General features: G+C 71.7%; 26 protein-coding genes. 5 read left to right on the forward strand and 21 right to left on the reverse strand.

The window, feature by feature from the left end:
- Nucleotides 1-32: 32 nt before the first annotated feature.
- The 7 genes from AC5P1B_RS25450 to AC5P1B_RS25480 form a co-directional block, all read right to left on the reverse strand.
- Nucleotides 33-2087: an APC family permease gene (locus AC5P1B_RS25450; protein WP_493889973.1), complete on the reverse strand. Its 2055-nt coding sequence runs from the start codon at nt 2085-2087 to the stop codon at nt 33-35.
- Between the two features lie 72 nt (nt 2088-2159).
- The gene (locus AC5P1B_RS25455; protein WP_493890084.1) at nt 2160-3284 is read right to left on the reverse strand and encodes a cytochrome P450 family protein; all 1125 of its coding nucleotides are present in this window, start codon (nt 3282-3284) and stop codon (nt 2160-2162) included.
- Entirely contained in the window at nt 3266-4633 is a 1368-nt protein-coding gene (locus tag AC5P1B_RS25460) for a cytochrome P450 (RefSeq protein ID WP_493890085.1), read from the reverse strand. The genes AC5P1B_RS25455 and AC5P1B_RS25460 overlap by 19 nt, the downstream gene beginning before the upstream one ends.
- A 181-nt stretch (nt 4634-4814) precedes the next feature.
- Nucleotides 4815-5420 (reverse strand): GTP-binding protein, encoded by a 606-nt coding sequence (locus tag AC5P1B_RS25465; RefSeq protein ID WP_493889975.1) that lies wholly within the window; start codon nt 5418-5420, stop codon nt 4815-4817.
- Nucleotides 5398-5754, reverse strand: coding sequence for a DUF742 domain-containing protein (locus AC5P1B_RS25470; protein WP_493889977.1), 357 nt, complete (start codon nt 5752-5754; stop codon nt 5398-5400). Before AC5P1B_RS25470 ends, AC5P1B_RS25465 begins: the two co-directional genes overlap by 23 nt.
- Nucleotides 5751-6188, reverse strand: a complete 438-nt coding sequence (locus AC5P1B_RS25475; protein WP_493889979.1) for a roadblock/LC7 domain-containing protein — start codon at nt 6186-6188, stop codon at nt 5751-5753. The genes AC5P1B_RS25470 and AC5P1B_RS25475 overlap by 4 nt, the downstream gene beginning before the upstream one ends.
- On the reverse strand, nt 6185-7612 hold the full coding sequence (locus tag AC5P1B_RS25480; RefSeq protein ID WP_493889981.1) for an ATP-binding protein: 1428 nt from the start codon (nt 7610-7612) through the stop codon (nt 6185-6187). The genes AC5P1B_RS25475 and AC5P1B_RS25480 overlap by 4 nt, the downstream gene beginning before the upstream one ends.
- Nucleotides 7613-8202: 590 nt before the next feature.
- Here AC5P1B_RS25480 and AC5P1B_RS25485 point away from each other — a divergent pair.
- Together AC5P1B_RS25485 and AC5P1B_RS25490 are read left to right on the forward strand one after the other, a co-directional pair.
- A complete protein-coding gene (locus AC5P1B_RS25485; protein ID WP_493889983.1) occupies nt 8203-8868 on the forward strand; it encodes a potassium channel family protein in 666 nt (221 codons plus the stop codon).
- A gap of 76 nt (nt 8869-8944) precedes the next feature.
- Nucleotides 8945-9625: a potassium channel family protein gene (locus AC5P1B_RS25490; RefSeq protein WP_493889984.1), complete on the forward strand. Its 681-nt coding sequence runs from the start codon at nt 8945-8947 to the stop codon at nt 9623-9625.
- Between the two features lie 155 nt (nt 9626-9780).
- Here the strand turns inward: AC5P1B_RS25490 and AC5P1B_RS25495 are convergent, their stop codons facing one another.
- The 4 genes from AC5P1B_RS25495 to AC5P1B_RS25510 all read right to left on the reverse strand — a co-directional run bounded on the left by AC5P1B_RS25495 (nt 9781) and on the right by AC5P1B_RS25510 (nt 14482).
- Nucleotides 9781-10638 carry a DUF3159 domain-containing protein gene (locus tag AC5P1B_RS25495; protein WP_493889986.1) on the reverse strand — a complete coding sequence of 286 codons (858 nt, stop codon included), beginning with the start codon at nt 10636-10638 and terminating at the stop codon, nt 9781-9783.
- A 3-nt stretch (nt 10639-10641) separates the two neighbouring features.
- On the reverse strand, nt 10642-11040 hold the full coding sequence (locus AC5P1B_RS25500; protein ID WP_493889987.1) for an OB-fold nucleic acid binding domain-containing protein: 399 nt from the start codon (nt 11038-11040) through the stop codon (nt 10642-10644).
- 33 nt (nt 11041-11073) lie between these two features.
- Nucleotides 11074-11793, reverse strand: coding sequence for a response regulator (locus AC5P1B_RS25505; protein WP_493889989.1), 720 nt, complete (start codon nt 11791-11793; stop codon nt 11074-11076).
- A 64-nt stretch (nt 11794-11857) separates the two neighbouring features.
- Nucleotides 11858-14482: a sensor histidine kinase gene (locus tag AC5P1B_RS25510; protein WP_493889991.1), complete on the reverse strand. Its 2625-nt coding sequence runs from the start codon at nt 14480-14482 to the stop codon at nt 11858-11860.
- Nucleotides 14483-14692: 210 nt separating this feature from the next.
- On the opposite strand from AC5P1B_RS25510, the gene AC5P1B_RS25515 reads away from it, so the two are divergent.
- Nucleotides 14693-15235: a GNAT family N-acetyltransferase gene (locus tag AC5P1B_RS25515; RefSeq protein WP_493889993.1), complete on the forward strand. Its 543-nt coding sequence runs from the start codon at nt 14693-14695 to the stop codon at nt 15233-15235.
- A gap of 53 nt (nt 15236-15288) precedes the next feature.
- Here AC5P1B_RS25515 and kdpF read toward each other — a convergent pair whose 3' ends face one another.
- The 4 genes from kdpF to AC5P1B_RS25535 form a co-directional block, all read right to left on the reverse strand.
- On the reverse strand, nt 15289-15378 hold the full coding sequence (gene kdpF / locus AC5P1B_RS25520) for a K(+)-transporting ATPase subunit F (RefSeq protein ID WP_493889995.1): 90 nt from the start codon (nt 15376-15378) through the stop codon (nt 15289-15291).
- 363 nt (nt 15379-15741) lie between these two features.
- Nucleotides 15742-16512: a DUF3710 domain-containing protein gene (locus tag AC5P1B_RS25525; RefSeq protein WP_493889996.1), complete on the reverse strand. Its 771-nt coding sequence runs from the start codon at nt 16510-16512 to the stop codon at nt 15742-15744.
- Between the two features lies 1 nt (nt 16513).
- The gene (dut, locus tag AC5P1B_RS25530; RefSeq protein ID WP_493889998.1) at nt 16514-17029 is read right to left on the reverse strand and encodes a dUTP diphosphatase; all 516 of its coding nucleotides are present in this window, start codon (nt 17027-17029) and stop codon (nt 16514-16516) included.
- Entirely contained in the window at nt 17026-17610 is a 585-nt protein-coding gene (locus AC5P1B_RS25535) for a PaaI family thioesterase (protein WP_493890000.1), read from the reverse strand. The genes dut and AC5P1B_RS25535 overlap by 4 nt, the downstream gene beginning before the upstream one ends.
- A gap of 59 nt (nt 17611-17669) precedes the next feature.
- On the opposite strand from AC5P1B_RS25535, the gene AC5P1B_RS25540 reads away from it, so the two are divergent.
- Nucleotides 17670-18116 (forward strand): DUF3093 domain-containing protein, encoded by a 447-nt coding sequence (locus AC5P1B_RS25540; RefSeq protein WP_493890001.1) that lies wholly within the window; start codon nt 17670-17672, stop codon nt 18114-18116.
- Between the two features lie 125 nt (nt 18117-18241).
- On the opposite strand, the gene AC5P1B_RS25545 is transcribed toward AC5P1B_RS25540, so the two are convergent.
- From AC5P1B_RS25545 to AC5P1B_RS25560, 4 genes are all read right to left on the reverse strand, one after another.
- On the reverse strand, nt 18242-19072 hold the full coding sequence (locus tag AC5P1B_RS25545) for a hypothetical protein (protein ID WP_493890003.1): 831 nt from the start codon (nt 19070-19072) through the stop codon (nt 18242-18244).
- 16 nt (nt 19073-19088) lie between these two features.
- Nucleotides 19089-19388 carry a DUF4193 domain-containing protein gene (locus AC5P1B_RS25550; protein ID WP_176164529.1) on the reverse strand — a complete coding sequence of 100 codons (300 nt, stop codon included), beginning with the start codon at nt 19386-19388 and terminating at the stop codon, nt 19089-19091.
- Between the two features lie 429 nt (nt 19389-19817).
- Entirely contained in the window at nt 19818-21065 is a 1248-nt protein-coding gene (locus AC5P1B_RS25555; protein ID WP_493890004.1) for a sensor histidine kinase, read from the reverse strand.
- A gap of 6 nt (nt 21066-21071) precedes the next feature.
- Nucleotides 21072-21725 (reverse strand): response regulator transcription factor, encoded by a 654-nt coding sequence (locus tag AC5P1B_RS25560; RefSeq protein WP_493890006.1) that lies wholly within the window; start codon nt 21723-21725, stop codon nt 21072-21074.
- Nucleotides 21726-22080: 355 nt separating this feature from the next.
- Here AC5P1B_RS25560 and AC5P1B_RS25565 point away from each other — a divergent pair, with 355 nt between their 5' ends.
- Complete coding sequence (locus AC5P1B_RS25565) at nt 22081-22254, forward strand: hypothetical protein (RefSeq protein WP_493890008.1); 174 nt, start codon at nt 22081-22083, stop codon at nt 22252-22254.
- Between the two features lie 114 nt (nt 22255-22368).
- On the opposite strand, the gene AC5P1B_RS25570 is transcribed toward AC5P1B_RS25565, so the two are convergent.
- The gene (locus AC5P1B_RS25570) at nt 22369-23181 is read right to left on the reverse strand and encodes an inositol monophosphatase family protein (RefSeq protein WP_493890009.1); all 813 of its coding nucleotides are present in this window, start codon (nt 23179-23181) and stop codon (nt 22369-22371) included.
- A gap of 311 nt (nt 23182-23492) precedes the next feature.
- The gene (locus AC5P1B_RS25575; protein WP_493890011.1) at nt 23493-24656 is read right to left on the reverse strand and encodes a ferrochelatase; all 1164 of its coding nucleotides are present in this window, start codon (nt 24654-24656) and stop codon (nt 23493-23495) included.
- Nucleotides 24657-24669: the final 13 nt, after the last annotated feature.

A 24669-nucleotide genomic window follows, 5' to 3' on the forward strand; every position in this document is an offset into this window, starting at 1 on the left:
TCTACGTCCCGCCGCCCCGGACCAGCGAACGGCTACTTCTTGGTGTTGGGTACCTTCTCGGTCCGCGGGGCGCCGACCGGGCCGCGCCGTACGGAGCCCGGCGGGTTCCACTCGGCCCGCTTGCGGGCGCGCAGCTTCGCCGCCTCCGAGGAGTCCAGCTGCCAGGGCACGGACGTCACCATCACGCCGGGGGTGAACAGCAGCCTGCCCTTGAGCCGCAGGGCGCTCTGGTTGTGCAGCAGCTGCTCGTACCAGTGGCCGACGACGTACTCGGGGATGTAGACGCTGATGACCTCGCGCGGGCTCTCCCGGCGCAGGCTCTTGACGTAGTCGATGACGGGCCGGGTGATCTCCCGGTACGGGGAGTCGAGCACCTTCAGCGGTACGTCGATGCCCCGCTCGCTCCACTCGGCCTGGAGCGCCTTGGTCTCGGCCGGGTCCACGTTGATGCTCAGCGCCTCAAGGCGGTCGGAGCGCATGAGCTTGGCGTAGGACAGTGCCCGCAGCGTCGGCTTGTGGATCTTGGAGACGAGGACGATGGAGTGCACCCGGGACGGCCGGACGGTGTCCACGCTCGGCTCCTCGGCGGAGGCCAGCTCCTCGGCGACACGGTCGTAGTGGCGGCGGATCGCCGACATCGTCACGTAGAAGATCACCATGCCGAGCAGCGCGACCCAGGCGCCGTGGGTGAACTTCGTGATCAGCACGACCACCAGCACCAGACCGGTGAACAGGGCGCCGAAGGTGTTGATCGCGCGGGAGCGGATCATGTGGCGGCGCTTGGCCGGCTCGCGCTCGGTACGCAGGTGGCGGTTCCAGTGCCGCACCATGCCGGTCTGGCTGAGGGTGAAGGACACGAAGACGCCGACGATGTAGAGCTGGATCAGCTTGGTGGAGTCCGCGCCGTAGGCGTAGACGAGTATCGCGGCGGCCAGGGCGAGCAGCACGATGCCGTTGGAGAAGGCCAGCCGGTCGCCGCGGGTGTGCAGCTGGCGCGGCAGGTAGCGGTCCTGGGCGAGGATCGAGCCGAGGAGCGGGAAGCCGTTGTACGCGGTGTTGGCGGCCAGGAAGAGGACCAGCGCGGTCGCGGCGGCGAGCACGATGAACAGGAACGAGCCGTCGCCGAAGACGGCGGCGGCGACCTGGGAGATCACCGGGTCCTGGGTGAAGTCCGAGCCGACCGGCTGGCCGTCGCGGATGAGGTCCTTCGCGGGGTTCTCGGCCATCTTCACGTCGGTGGCCATGGCCAGCGCGATGATGCCGCAGAACATGGTGACGGCGAGGCCGCCCATCAGCGCGAGGGTCGTGGCCGCGTTCTTGCTCTTGGGCTTGCGGAAGGCGGGCACGCCGTTGCTGATCGCCTCAACGCCGGTCAGCGCCGCGCAGCCGGAGGAGAACGCCCGCAGCAGCAGGAAGACCAGCGCGAACCCGGCGAGGCCGGTCTTCTCCGCGTGGATCTCGTAGTCCGAGGTGGGGGCGTGCATGGTGTCGCCCTGCACCAGGCCGCGGAAGGCGCCCCACAGGAGCAGCAGGAAGACCCCGGCCACGAACACGTAGGTGGGGATCGCGAAGAGCTTGCCGGACTCCTTGACGCCGCGCAGGTTCATCAGCGTCAGCAGCACGATGGTGCCGACCGCGAACGACGTCTTGTGCTCGATCACGAAGGGGACGGCGGAACCGAGGTTCTCCACGCCCGAGGAGATCGACACGGCGACCGTGAGCACGTAGTCCACGAGCAGGGCGCTGGCCACGGTCAGGCCCGCCTTGGGACCGAGGTTGGTGTTGGCGACCTCGTAGTCGCCGCCGCCGCTGGGGTATGCGCGCACGTTCTGGCGGTAGGAGGCGACCACCGTGAACATCAGCACGACGACCGCGACCGCGATCCACGGGCTGAAGTGATACGCGGACACACCTGCCACGGACAGGACGAGTAGTACTTCGCCTGGCGCGTACGCCACGGAGGACAGCGGATCGGAGGCGAAGACGGGCAGGGCAATGCGCTTGGGAAGCAGGGTTTCCCCCAGCTTGTCACTGCGCAGAGCCCTGCCAATCAAGATCCGCTTCGGCAGGTCGGTCAGTTTGGACACGGAGAGGATCGTAGGCGGTCGGCTGGGGGCTCGCCCACCCGCCACCCACTGACCGCTCCCCCTGACCTCCGGTTAGGGGTGCGGGCGCACGTACGCGGGCAGGGCCCGGTGGCCGTTGGAGATGAAGGAGTCCACCGGAACGAGCTCCTCCGGCGGGACGGCGAGCGCCACCTCCGGGAACCTCTCGAAGAGTGCGGGCAGCGCGACGCGCGCTTCCAGCCGCGCCAGTGGCATGCCCACGCAGAAGTGCACGCCGTGGCCGAACGCCAGGTGGTCCTTGTTCAGCCGGGTGACGTCGAACCGGTCGGCGTCGGCCCCGTGCAGCTTCTCGTCGCGCCCGGCGGCGGCGTACGCGGCGACGATCGCGTCGCCCTGACGGATCAGCACTCCGTCGAGCTCGATGTCCTCGACGGCGTAGCGCAGGGGGAGGTTCGCCACCGGCGCCTGCACGCGCAGGGTCTCGTCGATGACGTCGTCCCAGCTCGCCGCCCCCGAGCGGACCAGGGCCAGCTGCTCAGGGTGGGTCAGGAGCGCGTGGATGGCGTTGTCGAGGAGGTTGACGGTCGTCTCGTGCCCGGCGCTGATCACCAGCAGCAGGGTGTCGATCAGCTCCTGCTCGCTGAGCCGGGAGTCGCCGTCCTCGTCGCGGGCGGCGATCAGGCCGCTGGCCATGTCGTCGCCCGGCGTCTCGCGCTTGGTGGCGATGAGCTCGCCGAGCAGCCGGTACATCTCGGCGTGGGTGTGCTGCACCTCCTCCGGGTCGGCGGAGGTGTGGAAGATGCTGTCGACGCAGCGGCGCAGCCCCTCGCGGGCCTCTTCGTCGTCGACGCCGAACAGCTCGCAGATCACCTGGATGGGGATCGGGTACGCGTAGCTCTCGCGCAGGTCCACGACGGCGCCGGGCCCGGCGGCGTCGAGGCCGTCGAGGAGGTCGGCGGTCATCTTCTCGATGCGGGGGCGGAGCGCGTTGGTCCGGCGCATCGTGAACGCCTTGGAGACCAGGGTCCGCAGCCGCTTGTGGTCGCTGCCGTACGCGGTGAACATGTTCCGCACCGCGACCCAGGTGAACAGCGACCAGTCGGGGGATATCTCACCATTGATCCAGGCGGGCCAGTGCTGGCGCGGGTCCTTCGAGACGCGGGGGTCGGCGAGCAGGTCCTTCAGGAGTGACTGCCGGCTTACTGCCCACGCCACCACGCCGCCAGGGAGTTCCACCAGCGTCGCCGGCCCCCGTTCGCGGAGCCTGGCTCCCTCGGCGTGGATGTCGCGGCCTGTGGGATCGATGACGACGGGGCTGGACTGTTCCATGAGGACTCTCCATCGGTCTCGTCGGACTGGGCAGGCGCCGTACTGGCTGTCGCGTGCGAGGCTGCGGGTGCCGGGACAGGGATGGCCGGAAAGCGGACGGGCAGCGCGCTGAGCGCGCGGTGGAAGGGCCCCGGCCGCCACTCCAACTTATCGACAGGGAGGGCGAGTTCGAGATCGGGCAGCCGGTCGAGGAGTTTCTCCACCGCGACCGAGGCGATCAGCCGTGCGCTGCTCTGCGCCGGGCAGGCGTGCGGGCCCGCGCTCCACGCCAGGTGCGCCCGGTTGCCGGAGCGCTGGTCGGAGGCGAGCGAGGGGTCGGTGTTGGCGGCGGCGAAGCTCACGACGACGGGCTCGCCCTCACGCAGCCGCACCCCGGAGAAGTCGACGTCGTGCAGCGGGTAGTGGACGCCGTAGTTGGCCATCGGCGGGTCCAGCCACAGCACCTCGTCGAGGGCGTCGTCGACGGGCAGGCTGCCCCCGGCGAGGCTGCCCGCGAACCGGTCGTCGGACAGCAGCAGCCGCAGGCCGTTGGCTATCAGGTTCTGCTCGGGTTCGGTACCGGCGCCCATCAGCACCACCAGCTGGTGGATCATCTCCTCGTCGGTGAGCCGCGAGGGGTGCGCCATCAGCCAGGAGGTGACGTCGGCGCCGGGCTGGCGGCGCTTGAGCGTGACCAGTTCGATGAGGGTCTGGGTGAGCAGTTCGTTGGCCTGCTCGGCGTCGACCCCGTCGAAGATCCCGGACATGCCGATGACGAGCCGGTCGCCGAAGTCGGGCGGGCACCCGAACAGCTGGTTGAAGACGAGCAGCGGGAGCACGCGGGCGTACTCGCCGAGCAGGTCGGCCTCGCCGCGCGCGCAGAACCGGTCGATGAGGGTGTCGGCGCTGCGCTCGACGTAACCGCGCAGCGCGTTGGGGTCGATGCGCTGCAGGCTGTCGGTGACCGCCTGCCGCAGCCTGCGGTGCTCCTCGCCGTCGGAGAACAGGCAGTTGGGCCGGTACATCATCATCGGGACGACCGGGCTGTCCATGGGGACCCGGCCGTCGGCCAGGGCCCGCCAGCGACGGGGGTCCTTGCCGAACATCTCCGGGCTGCGCAGCACGCCGAGCGCCGCCTGGTAACCGGTGACGAGGGTGGCGTCCACGCCCTCGGCGAGCTGGACGGGGGCCGCCGGGCCGAAGCGGCGCATCCGCTCGTAGGCGGCGGCCGGATCGGCGGCGAAGTCCGGGCCGTACATCGAGACCCCGGCGGGGCGGTCCGCGTGCGCGGGGCAGCCCGGCGGCGGCTCTGAGCCGACGTCTGGGTAAGAGGTCACACGTGCTCCTGATCGGAACGTATCTGGCGGGACTGGCTCCCGCGGCCGTACGGGGTGAGGGCGCGCGGGGGCTCGTACGCGGGAAGGTGTCCGCGGGGCCGGGTCAGGCGAGTGCCTGCTGCCTGGCGTTGCGGACCTGGAGGTACTCGATGAGGGAGATCAGCGCCTCGGTCGACGAGACGCGGTCGCGGGCGTCACACGTGATGAGCGGCGTCTCGGGGAGGAGATCGAGCGCCTCACGGATCTCGGCGTCGTCGTAGACGGGGGCGCCCTCGAAGTGGTTCACGGCGACGGCGTACGGGAGTTCGTGCTCCTCCAGCAGCCCCATCACGTCGAAGGACTGGTCCAGCCGGCGGGTGTCGGCGAGCACCAGCGCGCCCAGCGCCCCCCGGGTCATGTCCTGCCACAGCCGGGTGAACCGTTTCTGTCCGGGCGCGCCGAACAGGTAGAGCACCAGCTGGTCGCTGAGCGTCAGCCGGCCGAAGTCCATGGCGACCGTGGTGGTCGTCTTGGACTGGGCTCCGGCCAGGTCGTCGACGAGCGCGCCCGCCTGCGTCATGGTCTCCTCGGTGCGCAGTGGCTTGATCTCGGAGAGAGACCCGACGAACGTGGTCTTGCCGACCGCGAAGTGGCCCACGACCAGGAGCTTGGCCGCGGTGCGGACCGTCTGCCGCAGATAGACGTCATCAGAGGCGAGCGCGGAGCCCATCGAGCACCTCCTGCAAGAGCTGGGATTCGGGGAGTTGGGCCTTGGGGATCGGGGCCCGGGTGACGATGTGCCCGCTGTCGACGAGATCGCCGAGCAGGACCTTGATGACGCTGACGGGCAGCGCCAGGTGTCCGGCGACCTCCACGACGGAGAGCGCGCCGCCCCGGCACAGCTCCATGAGCCGCCGCTTTTCCGGGTTGAGGTCGCTCAGCGGCCGGTCATGCTGTGCGATGACGAGCGTGACCAGGTCGAAGGTGTTACGGGTCGGGTAGGCGCGGCCGTCGGTGACGACGTAGGGCCGCACCAGTCCCCGTTCGCGCCGGGCCGGTGTCATGCCGGGCTGCCGATGCCCTGTCCGGCGGCGCCGCGCCGGGGCGGGCTGGTCAGTTCCTTGCCGAGCCGGTCGACCAGCTTCTGCATCCGGTAGGTCACCGCTTCCATGTCCACCTCGGCGGTGGCCGACACCGCGAGGTAGGCGCCCTGCCCGGCGGCGACGAGGAAGACGTAGCCGTCGGCGAACTCGATCAGTGTCTGCCGCCACGGGGTGTTCTCCTGGGCGCAGAACTCGGCCGTGCTGCGGCTGATCGACTGGAGTCCCGACAGCGCGGCGGCCTGCCGCTCCGCCTCGTCCCTGCCGATGCCCTGGGAGTGGGCCCGCAGCATGCCGTCGGCCGAGAGGAGGATCGCGTGGCTCGCCTCCGGCATGCGCACGGCCTCGTCGAGCATCCAGCCCAAGTCGTTGGTCATGTGATCGTTCACACTCGTCATGCCGGGGGGTTCCCTTCCTGGTCGTTGGGGGTGGCGGCGCGGCCGGACCGGGTGCCCCGGGCGAACGCGCCCATCCGCCGGGCGGTCTCCTCGGCTGTACGGACCGGCGCGTCCGGCATCGGGGACTCGTCGGCCGCGTCGTCACCGGTCACCGGGTCACCGGCCTCCCGGCCGGTGAGCGGCTGGCGGCGGCGGCGCTTGGGCAGGCCACCCGCTGTCGACTCGCGCACGGGCTCGTCCTCGGGTCCGGCGTCGGGCGACGGCTGCGCGAGGGGGGCCCGGCGGGCGGCCTCCGGGGCGCGGCGGGCGGCGGGCGGCGCGGGGTGGGCCTGCGGCGCTTGACCGGCCTGGGGGCCGGCCGCCGGGGCGCTGAGCATCGGCGCCGCGGGTGGTGCGACCGTCCGCACCGAGTCGGGCGCGTCGTCGGTGACGTGGGTGAGCAGCACGCTCGGCAGGAAGAGCACCGCGCGCACGCCTCCGTAGGGGGAGCGGGTGTCGACGGAGACGCTGAAGCCGTAGCGGGCCGCGAGGACGCCGATGACGGCGAAGCCGAACTGCGGCGGGTCACCGAGCCGTGAGACGTCCACGGTCTGACGGCCCGACAGCAGCCGTGCCGCGCGGTTCACTTCCTGACCGTCCATGCCGACTCCGGCGTCGTCGATGACGACGCAGGCGCCGTTGTGCGCGGGCTGGAGATTGACCTCGACGGTCGTGTTGGGCTGCGAGTGGCGTGCCGCGTTGTCCATCAGCTCGGCCACGGCGAGCACGACGGGCTCCACGGCCCGGCTGGCCACCGCGATGTCGACCTGGGCGTGCACGCGCACGCGGCGGTAGTCCCTGATCCGGGAGGTCGCGCCGCGGACCACGTCCAGGACGGGCGAGGCGGCCCGCTGCCGCCCCGGCCAGGAGCCGCAGAGTACGGCGATGGCCTGGGCGCGCCTGCCGAACTGGGAGTTCGCGTGGTCGATCTCCAGCAGGTCGCGCAGCACGTCGGGGTTGTCGTGCCGGTCCTGCATGCGCGAGATGGACAGCTGCTGTTCGTGGGCCAGGCCCTGGAGGGCGCGCATCGAGGCCTTCAGCGCGGCCTTCGCCGACTGGTCGGCACGCGCCTGGGCCTTCTCGACGGCCCCGGCGAACAGTTCGGTGGCCTTCTGCAGGCTCTGCGCGTACGCGGTGCCGGTCAGCCGCTCATCGAGCAGGCCGGGCGGCGGGAGGGCCTGGTACGTGGCGTCGGCGACGGCGGGGAGCCGGATGTCGACGAGGTGCCGCGCCTCCTCGTCACGGGAGCGCAGGCTGTCGTCCAGTGCGGCGTTGTGTTTACGCAGACTCGTCGTGATCTGTCGTTGACGCAGCAGCAGGACCGAGACGACGAGCATCCCGGCGGCCAGACACCAGGACACCACCTCCGATATGTGTTGGGTCATCAAATCCTCATGCGACGGGGGTGGGTAACGCAGTACTACCAGAAGCGGAATACGGCGATCATCCTAGCCAGAAGGATCTCCGGCAAGGATGCGTCCTGGAGGATCGGTGAAAGCTTTCGCGGAGATTCCGATAAACGGACCGCGAACACCCGGTGACAGGGCGCTCCTGCGGCTGACGGCTCACCACGGCTTTTGCTACTCGCCGGTAGCCACCGGCCCGCCCCCCGCGCCGGAAAACGGAAGGCCCATCTCTCTCGGGCCCGCGCCACGGGAACACGCGCTTCCGTGCCCCGTACGCGCTCCGGGGCCGGCAGCGGCCCCCGGCGGGCCGTGCTGCCCCCGTCAGCCGACGGGGGCAGCACGGCCCGCCGCCGGGAATCGGTTGGGGGATGCCAAAGGGGGACCGATGAGGCGCACGCCCTTGCGGATACCGTTGTGCCCGACGCGCACCGGGACAACACTTTCGGTCCCGCGTAGCGTCGCTTCCGGGGTGTGCCGCCTCGTTGTCACCCCGAATGCCTGGAAGGAAGATATGAGCAGGGTTTTCACGCATGTCAGCTCACCGAGCAGGAGTGCGGGGTAACAGGTCGATGCACATCGTCATCATGGGCTGCGGCCGGGTGGGCGCCGCGCTCGCCCAGACCCTGGAGCGCCAGGGCCACACCGTCGCCGTCGTGGACCAGGACCCCACGGCCTTCCGGCGGCTCGGCGCGGGCTTCGGCGGGCGCCGGGTGACCGGCGTCGGCTTCGACCAGGACACCCTGCGCGAGGCGGGCATCGAGGAGGCCGGGGCGTTCGCCGCGGTCAGCAGCGGTGACAACTCCAACATCATCGCGGCCCGGGTGGCCCGCGAGATGTTCAGCGTCGAGAACGTCGCGGCGCGGATCTACGACCCCCGTCGCGCCGAGGTCTACCAGCGGCTCGGCATCCCCACCGTGGCGACCGTACGGTGGACGGCCGACCAGATGCTGCGGCGGCTGCTGCCGTCCGGCTCCGAGACGCTGTGGCGCGACCCGAGCGGCGGCGTACAGCTCGCCGAGGTGCACACCTCCGGCTCCTGGGTGGGTCACAAGGTGAGCAAGCTCCAGGAGGAGACGGGTGTGCGGGTGGCCTTCCTCACCCGGTTGGGCGAGGCGATCCTGCCGACCTCCCAAACGGTGCTCCAGGAGGGCGACCTCGTCCACGTCATGATGCACACCGACGAGACAGAGCGCGTCGAGGCGGCCTTCGCCAAGGGGCCGGAGGACGCCGCGTGAGCCGGGCAAGCGAGATGACCGTGGGCGACAGCGACATCAGCCGCTGCTGCGGCGAGGCGGACAAGGAGGCGGCGGCATGAGGGTCGCTATCGCCGGGGCGGGAGCGGTAGGCCGCTCCATCGCGGGAGAACTGCTGGAAAACGGGCACGAGGTGCTGCTCGTCGACAAGGCGCCGACCGCCATCTCCGTGGAGCGGGTGCCGCAGGCCGAGTGGCTGCTGGCCGACGCCTGCGAGATCACCTCACTGGACGAGGCGGCGTTGCAGCGCTGCAATGTCGTGATCGCCGCGACCGGTGACGACAAGGTCAATCTCGTGGTGTCGCTGCTCGCGAAGACCGAGTACGGGGTGCCGCGGGTGGTGGCCCGGGTGAACAATCCCAAGAACGAGTGGCTGTTCAACGAGTCGTGGGGCGTCGACGTCGCGGTCTCCACGCCACGCCTGATGTCGGCGCTGGTCGAAGAGGCGGTGAGCGTCGGCGACCTGGTGCGGCTGCTGCGCTTCAGCCACGGCGACGCCAACCTGGTCGAGCTGACGCTGCCGCCCGAGGCGGCGCTCGCCGGGACCAGGGTCGGCGATGTCGAATGGCCCGAGGACACCTCGCTGGTCACGGTCATCCGGGGCACGCGCGTCCTCACACCGGGCGACGACGACGTGCTGGAGGCGGGCGACGAGCTGCTGTTCGTCGCGGCCCAGGCGCGTGAGGAGCAGCTGGAGGACCTGCTGTCCCTGCGCCGCGAGGAGGAGTCCACGGGCTGAGGCCCGTACCACCTGAAGGCCCGTACCGCCGTGGGTCTCCGCCCCCAGCCCACGCTGGGAGGCGGGCCGGGGCCCCGGAGGTGCGTCAAACGCCGGACGGGCTGAGTTCCCAGCGTGCTGGGGACTCAGCCCGTCCGGCGTTGTGGCGTCGGGGGTCAGTGCGAGCGGCCACCGGGTCCCGGGGCGTGGTCCTGGTCGGAGGCCAGGCGCTCCAAAACGGCGTCCGCCGCCTGGTTGACCGCGCTGTCCACCACGGTCTCGGTCGCGGCGCGCTCCCGCTCGCGCTCCGCCGCCTCCTCGGCCTCCAGCTCGGCGATGACGTCGATGGGCGGCGGCGCCTTCGCGAGGAAGATCCACGTGAGGTAGACGCACAGCAGGAACGGCGGAATGCCCAGCGCGACCTTGACCCAGCCGAGCTGGGTCGCGTCGCCCCACCAGTAGAGCGGGAAGAGGATCGCCGACTTGGCGAGCAGGATCAGCCCCCACGCCCAGGTGGCCTTGGTGTACGCGCGAAACCGCCCCGGGTTGCGGGTGCGCCAGGAGAGGTTCTCCTTGAGCATCGGCCCGAGCAGCACCCCGATGAGCGGGAAGCGGAAGACCGCCGACAGGACGTAGGCGACGGCCAGGCCCAGCGTGTAGAGCATGCCCGGCAGGTAGAAGTTCTTCGCGTCGCCGGACATCATCGCGAAGATCGCGCCGAAGGCGACGCCGAAGACCCCGCTGAAGGCGTGCTTGAGGGTCTCCTTGCGCACGAGCCGGGCGACCGCGAGGAGCATCGTCAGCGCGAGGGCCGCGATGGCCGCGACGTGGATGTCGCGTTTGATGGTGTAGATCAGGACGAAGACCAGGCCGGGCACGGTGGTGTCCACCATGCCGCGCACCCCGCCGAAGGCCTCCAGAAGCGCGGTGTCCGCCGCCTCCTTGGAACGCTCGGCGTCCTCGCTGGTGGCGCCCTCGCCGGCCCCCTGAGGGGCCTGCTCATCCTTGAGGGTCCGCTTGTCGTCAGACGTCACCCGCTACTCCTGTCCGAGCGGTCGGAGTTCGTACTTGGGGTTGAACAGCACGCGGCGGCCGTGGCTCACCGAGATCCGGCCCGAGGCGATCAGCCTCCTGCCCGGTTCGATGCCGACGATGGAGCGGCGGCCGAGCCAGACCACGTCGAGCGCGGCGGACCCGTCGAACAGCTCCGCCTCCAGGGCGGGCACGCCCGCTCTGGGTCGCAGCGTAACGGTGCGTAGAGTACCGGTGACCTTGACGATCTGCCGGTCACCGCAGTCGCCTATCTTGACGCACCCGGCGTTCTCCGCGTCCCGCCGAAGCTCGGCGGAGTGGAGGTCGTCCTGGGACGTCGACAGCCGGTCGAGCATCCGGCGGAGACGTCCGGCCGGTTTCTCGCGTCGGGGTTCGGCACTCATACGCCCAAGCCTACCGTCGGGCCCCTGCCAGGATCACCGCTCGAACCGGTAACCCATCCCCGGCTCTGTCACGAAGTGCCGGGGGTGCGAGGGGTCCCGCTCCAGCTTGCGCCGCAGTTGCGCCATGTAGACCCGCAGATAGTTGGTCTCGGTGCCGTACGAGGGGCCCCAGACCTCCTGGAGCAGCTGCTTCTGGCTGACCAGCCGGCCCGTGTTGCGTACGAGGACTTCCAGCAGGTGCCACTCGGTGGGGGTCAGCCGGATGTCGGCGCCGTTCCGGGCCGCCTTCTTGGCGGCGAGGTCGATGGTGAAGCTGTCGGTCGTGACCAGCGCGGCGTCCTCGGTCTGCCCGCCGGGTTCGGCGCGGCGGACGGCGGCCCGCAGCCGGGCCAGCAGCTCGTCCATGCCGAACGGCTTGGTGACGTAGTCGTCGGCGCCCGCGTCCAGCGCCTCGACCTTCTCGTCGGACGTCTGGCGTGCCGAGAGCACCAGGATCGGCACCCGGGTCCAGCCCCGCAGCCCCTTGATGACCTCGACGCCGTCCATGTCGGGCAGCCCGAGGTCGAGCACGATGACGTCGGGGTGCCGGGCGGCGGCGAGCTGGAGGGCGGTCGCCCCGTCGGGAGCGGCGTCGACCTCGTACTTGCGTGCCTTGAGGTTGATGACCAGCGCGCGCACGATCTGCGGCTCGTCATCGACCACGAGCACCCGCCCGGAAGTCCTGGGCTGGCCGCCCCCGGAAGAGCTCAGCATGGCCCCTGCCTTTCCTGCTGTGTACGTACGCGGACACCCGCGCGAATGCGTGCGGTGAGGGCTCTCATGTGGTCGCCTCCGCCGGGAGGCTGGGGATGACCGGCGCGCGCCCGGCGGCCGTGCGCACGGTCAGCACCATGGTCATGCCGCCGCCGGGGGTGTCCTCGGCGGTGAGGGTGCCGCCCATCGCCTCGGCGAAGCCGCGCGCCACGGCGAGACCCAGGCCGACTCCGGCGCCGCGCGGCGCGTCGCCGTAGCGCTGGAACGGCTCGAAGATGCGGTCTTTGGCGCTGTCCGGGACGCCGGGGCCGTGGTCGGCGACGCGCACCTCCACGCGCGCGCCCAGCGCGCTGGCGGCGACGAGGACCGGCCTGTCCCCCGGGTCGTACTTCACGGCGTTCTCGACGATGTTGGCGACGGCGCGCTCCAGCAGGCCGGGGTCGACGGCGACCATCGGCAGCTGCTCGGGGATGTCCAGGGTGACGCTGCCCTCGGGGACGCCGCCGAGGGCCATGGGGACGACCTCGTCCAGGTCGATCTCGCGGATGAGCGGGGTCACGGTGCCGGTCTGGAGGCGTGACATGTCCAGCAGGTTGCCGACGAGGTGGTCGAGCCGGTCGGCGCCGTCCTCGATGCCCGCGAGCAGCTCGGCCTCGTCCTCGTCCGACCAGGCGACGTCGTCGGAGCGCAGCGAGGTCACCGCCGCCTTGATCCCCGCCAGCGGGGTGCGCAGGTCGTGGCTGACGGCGGCGAGCAGCGCGGTGCGGATGCGGTTGCCCTCGGCGAGCTCGCGGGCCTTCTCGGCCTGTCCGACGAGCCGCTGGCGGTCGAGTACGACGGCGGCCTGGGCGGCGAAGGCGGCGAGCACCCTGCGGTCCTCCGCGGGCAGCACCCGGCCGTTGAGGGCGAGCGCCATGTGGTCGCCCACGGGCATGTCCACATCGGCGTCCTCGGGGCGTACGGGCACCCCGGCCCGCTCGGTGGCGGTGCGGCCCGGCCCGTGGGCCCGCCCCGTGTCCGCGGCCCGCTCGGCGCCGTCTGGGCCCTCGGTGGCGCCGACGCTGCCCGCGCACGTCCAGGGGGCGACATCGCTCTCCCGCTCCAGCAGGGCGACCGAATCCATCGCGAACGTCTCCCTGACCCGCTCCAGGAGGGCCTCCAGGCTGGTCTCCCCGCGCAGCACGCTGCCCGCGAGGAAGGAGAGGATCTCCGATTCGGCGCGCAGCCGGGCGGCCTGGTGGGTGCGGCGGGCGGCGAGGTCCACGACGGACGCCACGGCGACCGCCACCGCGAAGAAGACAGCGATGGCGACGATGTTCTTCGGGTTCTGGACGGTGAGGGTGTGGGTGGGCGGCGTGAAGTAATAGTTCAGCAGCAGGGAGCCCACGGCCGCCGAGGCGAGCGCGGGCAGCAGCCCGCCGAGGAGGGCGGCGACCACCGTCAGGAAGAGGAAGAGCAGCACGTCGTTGGCGAGCCCCGGGCCGTTCTCCAGGCTGGTCAGCAGCAGGCTGAGCAGCGCGGGCCCGGCCACGCCGGTCAGCCAGCCCGCCACGATGCGGGACCGGCCGAGCCGGGCGCCCCGGGCGACGGGCAGCCCGCGGCCCTTGGCCACCGCCTCGTGGGTGACGATGTGCACATCGAGGTCGGGGCCCGATTCCCGGGCCACGGTGGCGCCGACGCCGGGCCCGAAGACGTACTGCCACGCCTTGCGGCGACTGGAGCCGAGCACGATCTGCGTGGCGTTGACGCCGCGCGCGAACTCCAGCAGGGCGCCGGGGATGTCCTCGCCTATGACGTGGTGGAAGCTGCCGCCCAGGTCCTCGACCAGGGTCCGCTGGACGGCCAGCTCCTTGGGTGAGGCCGAGGTCAGCCCGTCGCTGCGGGAGATGTAGACGGCCAGCACCTCGCCGCCCGAGCCCTTGGCGGCCATCCGGGCGGCGCGGCGGATGAGCGTACGGCCCTCGGGCCCGCCGGTGAGGCCGACGACGATGCGCTCGCGGGCCTGCCAGGTCGAGCGGATGCTGTGCTCGGACCGGTACTGCTGGAGGTATTCGTCGACGCGGTCGGCGGTCCACAGCAGGGCCAGCTCGCGCAGCGCGGTGAGGTTGCCGGGGCGGAAGTAGTTGGACAGGGCAGCGTCGACCTTGTCGGAGGCGTAGATGTTGCCGTGCGCCATGCGGCGGCGCAGGGCCTGGGGCGACATGTCGACCAGCTCGATCTGGTCGGCGCGGCGGACCACCTCGTCGGGGACGGTCTCGCGCTGCCGTACGCCCGTTATCGACTCCACCACGTCGCCCAGCGATTCGAGGTGCTGGATGTTGACGGCGGAGACGACGTCTATCCCGGCCTGGAGCAGCTCCTCGACGTCCTGCCACCGCTTGGCGTTGCGGGAGCCGGGGACGTTGGTGTGGGCCAGTTCGTCGACGAGGGCGACCGCCGGGCGGCGGGCGAGGACCGCGTCCACGTCCATCTCGGTGAAGGTGGTGCCCCGGTGGACGAGTTCGCGGCGCGGTATCGCCTCCAGGCCGTGCAGCATCACCTCGGTGCGCTCCCGGCCGTGGTGCTCGACGAACCCGACGACGAGGTCGGTGCCGCGCTCGGCACGCCGGTGGCCCTCGGAGAGCATCGCGTACGTCTTGCCGACGCCGGGTGCCGCACCGAGGTAGATCCGAAGCTTGCCGCGTGCCATGTCCTCATTGTCTTCTGTGCTGTGTGTCCCCCGTGCCGTGCGCGGGGGTACGCTCCGCCGACTCTACGACCACGGAATCGGCCAAATCGGACGGGGCGCGGTGCTCGGAGCTGTCTTGACGCGGCTCTGACGCCCCTGGCCGCCGGTCCGGGGCCACCGGGCGGCGGGGGCCCGTAAATGTCGCGACCGAGGCGAACGCGGACTGCGAGCATGGCCCGTATGGCTGACGTACGGATCGCGCACACCTCCCAGCTCACCTCCGCGACGCTCACGGCGGTGCGGGCGCTGCTCGATGACGCCTTCGACTGGGACTTCGACGACACGGACTGGGACCACACCCTCGGCGGCATGCACGCTCTGGTGTGGGAGGGGGATGACCTGATCGGACACGGGGCCGTCGTGCAGCGGCGGCTGATACACGAGGGCCGGGCGCTGCGCACCGGCTATGTGGAGGGTGTCGCGGTGCGCGCCGACCGGCGTGGCCGGGGGCACGGGGCGGCGCTGATGGCCGCGCTGGAGCCGGTGCTGCGCGGCGCGTACGAGCTGGGCGCGCTCTCGGCCGCCGACGACGTGGCCGCGTTCTACCGGCGGCTCGGCTGGCGCCAGTGGGAGGGCGCGACGTCGGTGCTCACGCCGACGGGGATCGAGCGGACGGAGGACGACGACGACAGCACGTTCGTGCTCCCGCTCTCCACGGTCGGCGATCTGACCGGCGACCTCGTCTGCGACTGGCGGGAGGGCGACGTCTGGTAGCGGGTCGCTGCGGCGGTGCGGGGGGCGGGGCATGGGGCGGGGCGCGGACCGCGTCAGAACCTGTCCGGGAAGACGAGGGCGAGGATCAGGTAGCCCAGGAGGGCGGCGGCCACGATCAGGCCGGCGACGTTCTCGGCGGTCACAGCCTCGTCACCCCCTCGGCGACGAGGGCGGCCGGCGCGGAAGCCGCGGTCGTGGTGACGACGAGAGCCATGTCGGCCATCGTGTGCTCCTGGAGGTTCGGAACGAACGGACCTCCTGAGCGAACCTCCCGCCGAGCCGTCCGCGCCGCCCGTTGACGACTCCCATACGGCCGGCCGCGCCGCGTTGACGGATCTCATACGTCCCCGGCGGCCCCGTCGAAAGGCCGGTGGGCCGCACCCCGCTCAAGCCGAGTGCGGCCCACCCTTTCTGTCATCTTCCGGGCCGGACGGGACCGGGGCTCACGGGCGCCTGGCGGCGTCCGGCGGCGAAGGACGCCGCGGCGGCGAGCGCGCCGACCGGAGTCAGCGCACCTCTGTGATCTCCGGGCCGCGCTGCAGCCGGTCCACGCCGCCCGCGAACCGCGAAGCCTGCGCCTCGTCCTGCTGCACGGCGCCCTCGGCGAGCATCTGCGCGTCCTCGGGAAGCTTCAGGACGATCGGGTCACGCGGCGCCATCGGCGCGTCACCGCGGACGACGACGGTGTCCTGGAAGATCTGCTCAAGCAGCCCGGCGGCCTCGGGCTGCACCGCGCCCTGGCCGGAGATCACCCCGCGCAGGAACCAGCGCGGTCCGTCGACGCCGATGAAGCGGACCAGCTGCACACCGTTCGTGCCGTCAGGCAGCTGTACGGGCACCTGGGCACGCAGCTCCCAGCCGAGCGGACCCTCGACCTCGTCCACGACGCCACCCTGCTGGGTGATGCCGTTGGCGATCTCGTCCCGCACCTCGCGCCAGATGCCCTCGTTCTTCGGGGCGGCGAAGCCCTGCAGCTGTACGGCGCTGTCGCGCAGCACCACGGTCGCGGCGACGATCGCGTCTCCGGCGACCTCCACGCGCAGCTCCATGCCCTCGACACCGGGCACGAACAGACCACCGAGGTCCACCCGCCCCTCCCCGGGGCTGCCGACCTCGGAGATGTCCCACGGCCCGTCGGGGCGCGGCTCGGGCGGCAGGCTGACCTGGTCCGCGTCCGCCCCGGCCTCACCTGTGTCCTCGGCCAACTCCTCGGAGGTCACGCCGTTGTCGAGCTGGTCGACGGCGTCCTCACTGCGCTTGCGTCGACGTCCGAACACGTCACTGTCCTTCCCGGTCGGCACCGACCGAAGCGTATCCATTCCCACCCGTTTGACCGCTCACCGCGGCATGGCCCCCCGTGGACCCGAATCCCCCTTCGGCACGCGCCGAACCGGGAAGCTCCGCCACCTCGTGGAAGCGCACCCTCTCGACCTGCTGGACGATGAGCTGGGCGACCCGGTCGAAGCGCTCGAACCGCACGCTCTCGCGTGGGTCGAGATTGACCACGATCACCTTGATCTCCCCACGGTACCCGGCATCCACCGTCCCTGGAGCATTCACCAGGGCGACACCGCAGCGGGCTGCGAGGCCGGACCGGGGGTGCACGAAGGCCGCGTACCCGTCCGGCAGGGCGATGGACACCCCGGTCGGGAGCACCGCCCGCTCGCCGGGGGCGAGTTCGGCCGCCTCGGTGGTCACCAGGTCGGCTCCGGCGTCCCCGGGGTGGCCGTAGGCGGGGAGCGGAACTGCCGGGTCCACACGGCGGATAAGCACGTCGACGGGCTCACGGGTCACGGGTTCACCTCAAAGGCACGCGCGACCTTGAGCTGATCCGGGTCGGAGAGCGCCGCGTTGATCTCTTCCGGCCGGCCGTTCTCGATGAAGTGGTCCACTTTGACCTCGATGAAGAGGGCGTCGGCGCGGACCGCGACCGGCCCGTCGGGGCCGCCGATCCGCCCGGTCCCCGTGGAGTAGACCTTGCGACCGTGCACCGCGGTCACCCGGGCGTCCAGGTACAGGGCCGTGCCCACCGGCACCGGCCGCACGAAGTCCGTCTCCAGCCGCCCGGTCACCACGATCGCGCGCAGCATCCAGCCGAGCGCGCCCAGCGTCTCGTCCAGCGCCGTGGCGAGCACACCGCCGTGCGCGAGGCCGGGGGCGCCCTGGTGGGCCGCCTTGACGGTGAACTGGGCGGTGACGCTCACGCCCTCGCCCGCGCGCGTGGCGAGGTGCAGCCCGTGCGGCTGGGCTCCGCCGCAGCCGAAACACTGGTCGTAGTGCGTGCCCAGGAGCTCCCCCGGGGCAGGCGCGTCAGGGTGCCGTACGGGCAGTTTGGCGTCGGCCGGAGGCGTCAGCGATGTCGTTCGTCCACTCACGGGTGCAGACCTTACCCGCGCTGGTGGGCGGCGGGCTCCGCCGTGCCAAGCTTGACAGCATGCAGCCTTACGAAGAACGCCTCACCGCGCCCCGTTTCTGGTGGTTCATCGCCGCATTGACCGGTGTCGCCGGTGCGCTGATCCTGCTGCCGTTCGGAACGCTTCCCCTGCTCGGCGGGTTCGCCGGGGCCACCGCGCTCGCCTCGGTCGCCGTGAGCTCGTACGGCTCGGCGCGGATCAGGGTGGTGGCGGGCTCGCTGGTCGCCGGTGACGCGAAGATCCCGCTGGAGGCGCTGGGGACGGCCGAGGTGCTGGACGCCGAGCAGGCGGCCGCCTGGCGGGGGCCCAAGGCGGACCCGCGGGCGTTCATGCTGCTGCGCAGCTACATCCCGACGGCGCTGCGGGTGGAGGTCGTGGACCCGGCCGATCCGACCCCGTACGTGTATCTGTCGACCCGGCACCCGCAGAAGCTGGCGGCCGCCATAGCCGCCGTACGGGCCGAATAGGCGGCACTCATGCGGGCGGGCGGGCGAGGGCCCCGCCCGGACGGCGCGCTGGAGGCCGGAATGCCCAGGCCGGGGCCCGGTCAGTGCGCGGGGCTCTCAGCGCTCGGGGCGTCAGTGCCCGCTCGTCAGTGCCCGGAGCGCCGGAAACGCCGGGGGCGGCGCCCGGTGGACGGCTCCTCAGCCGGTGGCAGCTCGCCCGGGGCGGGCCTGGCGCCGGCCGCTGGCGGCAGCTCACCGGCGGCCGTTTCCGGCTGCGGAAGCTTGTCCCACGGGACCTGGCGCGCCCGCAGGTCCTTGCGGATCTTCTCGGCGAGCTTCTTCGTGTCCCGCCGGTTCATCATGGCGCCGATGGCGGCGCCCACCATGAACGGCGCGAGGTTGGGAATGTTGCGGAAGGTGCGCTTGAGGACGCGCTGGCGCAGCTCGCGCTTGAGCGGTCCGCTGAGCGCGGCGTTCAGGCTCGCGGGCTTGACGACGTCAATCCCGCGCTCCTGGGTCCACGCCATGAGGTAGGCAGCGGCGCGCTGCCGCACCGTGCCGGGCGCACGCACGCCATAGACCTCGTGCAACTCGGCGATGAGCTTGAACTCGATCGAGGCGACGCCGACGATCTCGGCGGCGAGCTCGGCGGGCATCGCGGGCGGGACCGGCAGCATCGCGGCGGCGCCCACCCCCGCTCCCACGGTTGAGGTGCCGCCGACGGCCCCGGCGACCAGCTTGTCCGCGATGTCCTCGGGACCAAGCCCAGGGAACTGGGCCCGGAGAGTCGCGAGGTCTCTGACCGGGATGCGTGGTGCGTTGACGACGATCCGGTCGGCCACAGAGCTCAGACCCGCCCGGGCGCCCTTCCCCGTCCGCCGCGCCCCGTTTCTGGCGCCGCGGCCGACGGCGGCCGCGAGCGAGGCCGCCCGGCCCCGCTCGACGTTCGCTTCGTCCCGCTGGGAAACGTCCCGCACCGTGAGGGAACCGTTCTCAGGCCGCGCAGTCGCGGCAAATCGGCTGACCGTTCTTCTCGGCGGCCAGCTGGCTCCGGTGATGCACGAGGAAGCAGCTCATGCAGGTGAACTCGTCCGCCTGGCGGGGCAGAACCCGCACGGACAGCTCCTCGTTCGACAGGTCGGCGCCGGGCAGCTCAAGGCCCTCCGCCTGTTCGAACTCGTCCACGTCGACCGTGGACGCCGACTTGTCGTTCCGACGCGCCTTCAGCTCCTCAATGCTGTCCTCGTTGACGTCATCGTCGGTCTTGCGTGGGGTGTCGTAATCCGTTGCCATGTCGCTCTCCCCCTCTGGGTATCTGCGGTGTCTCCAGCGCACGTAACGCGTGAGAGGCCGGACTTGTGCCCGACCCGAGGCGGAGATTTTGCCTCACATCAAGGTCTGTTACTCAATCGACACCCAACCGGCCCCCTGAAGAGGTGATCAGGTTGGATAGCGGTCGGACGGTACACGATCCGAAAGGGGCACTTCACACGCGCCCTCCCCGGTACTTCCCGTGATCGTGACCCCCGGAAACCCGGATTTTCCCGGCTTTCCACCGGTCTCGGCGACCACGGAGAGTAGATGGCTAAAAATTCGCCTATGTGATCGATAACACACCATCCCCGTCCGGAACGGGACAGGAAAATTCCCCCTAAAGCGAACAACCGGTCAGGCGTCCGAGCGCGCTCGGGAGCCCGGGCCAGGCGCGTGGTGTTCGCAAGATCACGCGGGGAACGCGACCCGCATCACCAGACCGCCTCCCTCCCGGGGCCTCGCGACGATGTGCCCGCCGTGCGCGCGCACCACGGAGCGCACGATCGACAGCCCGAGTCCCACGCCCTTGTCGCTTCCCGTGCGCTCCGTACGGAGCCTGCGGAACGGCTCAAAAATGTTGTCCACCTCGTACGCGGGAACCACAGGACCGGTGTTCTCCACCACCAGCACCGCCTCCCCGCGCAGCAACTCCGTGGTGATCTCGACCCAGCCGTCGGGGACGTTGTAGCGCACCGCGTTCTGCACCAGGTTCAGCGCGACCCGCTCCAGCAGCACGCCGTTGCCCTGGACCACCGCGGGCCGCTGGTCGCCCCGCAGCCGCACACCCCGCGTCTGCGCCTCCGAGCGCGCCTGGTCGACCGCCTGCGAGGCCACCTCGGCCAGGTCCACCGGCTTGCGGTCCACGATCTCGTTGTCGCTGCGGGCCAGCAGCAGCAGGCCCTCCACCAGCTGCTCGCTGCGCTCGTTGGTCGCCAGCAGCGTCTTGCCGAGCTGCGTCAGCTCCGGCGAGGCGTCGGGGTCGGACAGGTGCACCTCAAGCAGCGTGCGGTTGATCGCCAGCGGCGTCCGCAGCTCGTGAGAGGCGTTGGCGACGAACCGCTGCTGCGCGGTGAACGCCCGGTCGAGCCGCTCCAGCATCTCGTCGAAGGTGTCGGACAGCTCCTTCAGCTCGTCGTCGGGGCCGCCCAGCTCGATCCGCCGGGACAGATCAGAACCGGCCACCTGGCGGGCGGTACGGGTGATGCGCCCCAGCGGTGAGAGCACCCGGCCCGCCATGGCGTACCCGAAGGCGAAAGCGACGACGGTCAGACCGAGCAGGGTCAGCAGCGAGCGGCGCAGCAGGCCGTCCAGGGCCATCTCCCGCTGCCGCTGCATGCACTGGGCCACGGCCTGGTTGAACTCGCTGCTGTCGCCGCGGCCGGGCAGGTTGCAGACGTCACTGGTGGCGCGGTAGTCGGCGTTGATGATCTGGAAGGGCAGCTCGTTGCCCTTGTGCAGGGCGTCCGCGGCGAGCAGATAGATGATCGAGAGCAGCAGGATTCCGGCCATCAGGAACATCCCGCCGTACAGCAGGGTGAGCCGTATCCGGATGGTCGGCCGCAGCCACGGCAGCGGGCGGCCGAATTCCGGCGGCTGCCAGCCGGGTTTGGGCGGTGCGGCCGGGAGCGGCGGCGTGGGGGGCTGGGTCGACGCCATGTGTGCTCAGATCCGGTATCCGGAGCCGGGCACGGTCACGATGACGGCGGGCTCACCGAGTTTGCGGCGCAGCGTCATGACGGTGACCCGGACGACATTGGTGAAGGGGTCGGTGTTCTCGTCCCACGCCTTCTCCAGCAGCTGTTCGGCGGAGACTACGGCGCCCTCGCTGCGCAGCAGCACCTCAAGCACCGCGAACTCCTTCGGGGCGAGCTGGATCTCCTGGCCCTCGCGGAAGACCTCGCGGCGGTTGGGGTCGAGCTTGATCCCGGCCCGCTCCAGGACGGGCGGCAGGGCGACGGTCGTACGACGGCCAAGCGCCCGCACCCGGGCGATCAATTCGCTGAAGGCGAACGGCTTGGGCAGATAGTCGTCGGCGCCGATCTCCAGGCCCGCCACCCGGTCGCTGACGTCGCCGGAAGCGGTGAGCATCAGGACGCGGGTGGGCAGGCCGAGATCGACAAGCTTGCGGCACACCTCATCGCCGTGCACGAGTGGCAGGTCCCGGTCGAGGACCACCACGTCGTAGTCGTTGACGGCGATCCGCTCCAGAGCGGCCGCACCGTCGTAGACGACGTCGACGGCCATGGCCTCTCGTCGCAGTCCGGTGGCCACCGCGTCCGCGAGCAGCTGCTCGTCCTCGACGACGAGTACACGCACGGTGCTGTCCTTCCCTTCGGCCCCTACGGGCGACGCCCTCGCGGGCAGGCTGTTGCTGGTGAGCGTCTCCATCCTGCCCCGAAGGCCGATAAACCGGCGGTAAGGGGACCGCGGCAGGGGCGGACCAGGGCTCTGCCAGGGGGTTCGGGATTCCTCAGGATGGGGAGGTTTCTGCGCGCGAAGGGGTGGGGAAGACGACTGCACACCCGCGATCACGCCTTGCATGGGGCACCCGATTCCCCTTTTGCCGCACGCAGGGGCCACGCACGTGATCGTTTTCCTCGTCTCCCAGGCGAGGGACCCTCCCGGGCACACCCCCGTGCCACCGAGCCGACCCACGACGAGGGGGCGCACCATGGACGCGTTCACCGCTGGCATTCTGCAGCGCATAGAGAGCACCCAGACCGACCTGAGCCGCGCCCTGGAGACGGGCGACGACTTCCTGGTCGAGGTCGAACAGGGAGAGCTGGACGACCTCCGCCGCCTGGCCGCCGAGCACGGTGTCGAGGTCGGTGTTCCGACCGCCTGACCCGGCTTCCCAAGTCGCGTCACCCACGCCGGCGCCCCGGTACCCGCCCGGTACCGGGGCGCCGTGGTGTGCGGGGCCCGCTGCCGCGCCGGGGCGGCGCTGCGGCGGGCCGCGTCAGTCGTGCCAGGCGCCCAGGTCCTCCAGGCGCCGCTGAAGGTGCTCGAAGACGCCCGGTACGGCGGCGACGGCCAGCTCGCCCGAGAGCGCGGTGCCTGGCCGCCCGCCGGTCAGGGCGCCCGCCTCGCGGGCGATGAGGGCGCCCGCCGCGTAGTCCCAGGGGTTCAGGCCCCGCTCGTAGTAGCCGTCAAGGCGCCCGCAGGCCACATCGCACAGGTCGATGGCGGCGGACCCGCCGCGCCGGATGTCCCGCACCTGCGGCAGCAGGGTCCGGATGACCGCGGCCTGGGCCACCTTGCGCTCGGTGAGGTAGCTGAAGCCGGTGCCGATCAGGGACTGCTCGAACGGAGGCGTCGCACGGGCGCTGACGGGCACGTCGCCCACATAGGCGCCCTGGCCGAGCACGGCCCGGTAGGTCTCGCCCCGCATCGGGGCGGCGACGACGCCGACAACGGTCTCCCCGTCCAGTTCGGCGGCGATGCTGACCGACCAGGAGGGCAGCCCGTAGAGATAGTTGACGGTGCCGTCGATCGGGTCGATCACCCAGCGCACCCCGCTGGTGCCCGGCGTGCTGGCGCCCTCCTCCCCCAGCAGGCCGTCGTCGGGCCGCCGCTCACCGAGGAAGCCGGTGATCAGCTGCTCGGCGGCGATGTCCATCTCGGTGACGACGTCGATGGGGCTGGTCTTCGTGGCGGCCACGCCGAGATCGGCGGGGCGGCCGTCGCGGAGCAGCGCGCCCGCCCTGCGGGCCGCCTCCAGGGCCGTGGTCAGGAGTTCGGCCTTGAGCCGGCCGGTCAGCTGGTCGTTCACAGTGCTCCTCGCTCGTACGCGGGTGGCGTCGCTGGGTGGGGCTGGCGAGCGGTGACGCGCTCTCGTGCGGGGGCGCCCGCCGCTGCCTGCGGATGAGGGGTGAGGGTGCGGGGTGGCTGGGGGTCCGTACCCGGCGCCGTTCGGCTTGGCGTGGGTGGTGGGAGCTGTGTGGTGCTTGGCGCCGCTGGGCCTCATGAGGCGGCTGTGCGCCGTCGCGGGGCGGTGGCACCCCCAGCGGGAGCGGGGGCGCCGGACAGCCCGGCAGGAGGGCGCTCAGCGGCGCCGCTCCGGGCCGGGCTCACGGCCAGGGGTCACTCGGCGCCCGCGGCGGCGGGCCGGGGCGAGCGTGCGGGGCAGCAGCCCACCGGGCACACGTCGTGGCTCGGGCCGAGCGCGCCCAGCGCGCACCGCTCGGGCGGGGCGGCGGCGGGGCCGGGCGCGGCGGCGAACCGCTCGGTCGCCGCCCGTTCGAGCACCAGGTCGCGCACGGCGGCGGCGAAGCGCGGGTCGGCGCCGACGGTGGCCGCCCTCGCGACCGGCAGGCCCAGCTCGGCCGCCTTCGCCACCGCCTCCGTGTCGAGGTCGTACTTGACCTCCATGTGGTCCGAGACGAACCCGATCGGCACCATGACGGCCGCCCGCGCGCCCGCGTCGTGCAGCGCCTCCAGGTGGTCGCAGATGTCGGGCTCCAGCCAGGGGATGTGCGGGGCGCCGCTGCGCGACTGGTAGACGAGCCGCCACGGGTGCTCGGAGCCCGTCCGCTCGCGCACCGCGTCGACGATGACCCGGGCGGCGTCCAGGTGCTGGGCGACATACGCCCCGCCCGCGCCGTCCCGCGTGTGCACGGCCACCGGCCCCGAGGTGTCGGCGGCCGCGGTGGGGATGGAGTGAGTGGTGAACGCCAGGTGCGCCCCGGCCCTGGTCTCCCCCGGCAGCCGGTCGAGCGCGGCCAGCGTCGCGTCCACCATGGGCTCGATGAACCCGGGGTGGTTGAAGTAGTGCCTGAGCTTGTCGACGCGCGGCGGGGCGGTCCCCTCGGCCTCCAGGGCGGCGAGGGCGTCGGCCAGGTTCTCCCGGTACTGGCGGCAGCCCGAGTACGAGGCGTACGCGCTGGTCGTCAGCACCAGGACCCGGCGGTGCCCGTCGCGCACCAGCTCGCGCAGGGTGTCGGTCAGATACGGGGCCCAGTTCCGGTTGCCCCAGTAGACGGGGAGCTCAAGCCCGTGCTCGGCGAAGTCCTCGCGCAGCGCCCGCAGCAGCTCGCGGTTCTGCGCGTTGATCGGGCTGACCCCGCCGAACAGGAAGTAGTGCCGGCCGACCTCTTTGAGCCGTTCCTTGGGGATGCCGCGCCCGCGCGTCACGTTCTCCAGGAAGGGCACCACGTCGTCCGGCCCCTCGGGCCCGCCGAAGGACAGCAGCAGCAGGGCGTCGTACGGCGAGGCGGTGGCATGGGCTGGCGGTGGCTGGGCTGACATGGCCCCGATCCTG

It is taken from the genome of Streptomyces sp. A01 (assembly GCF_059026195.1).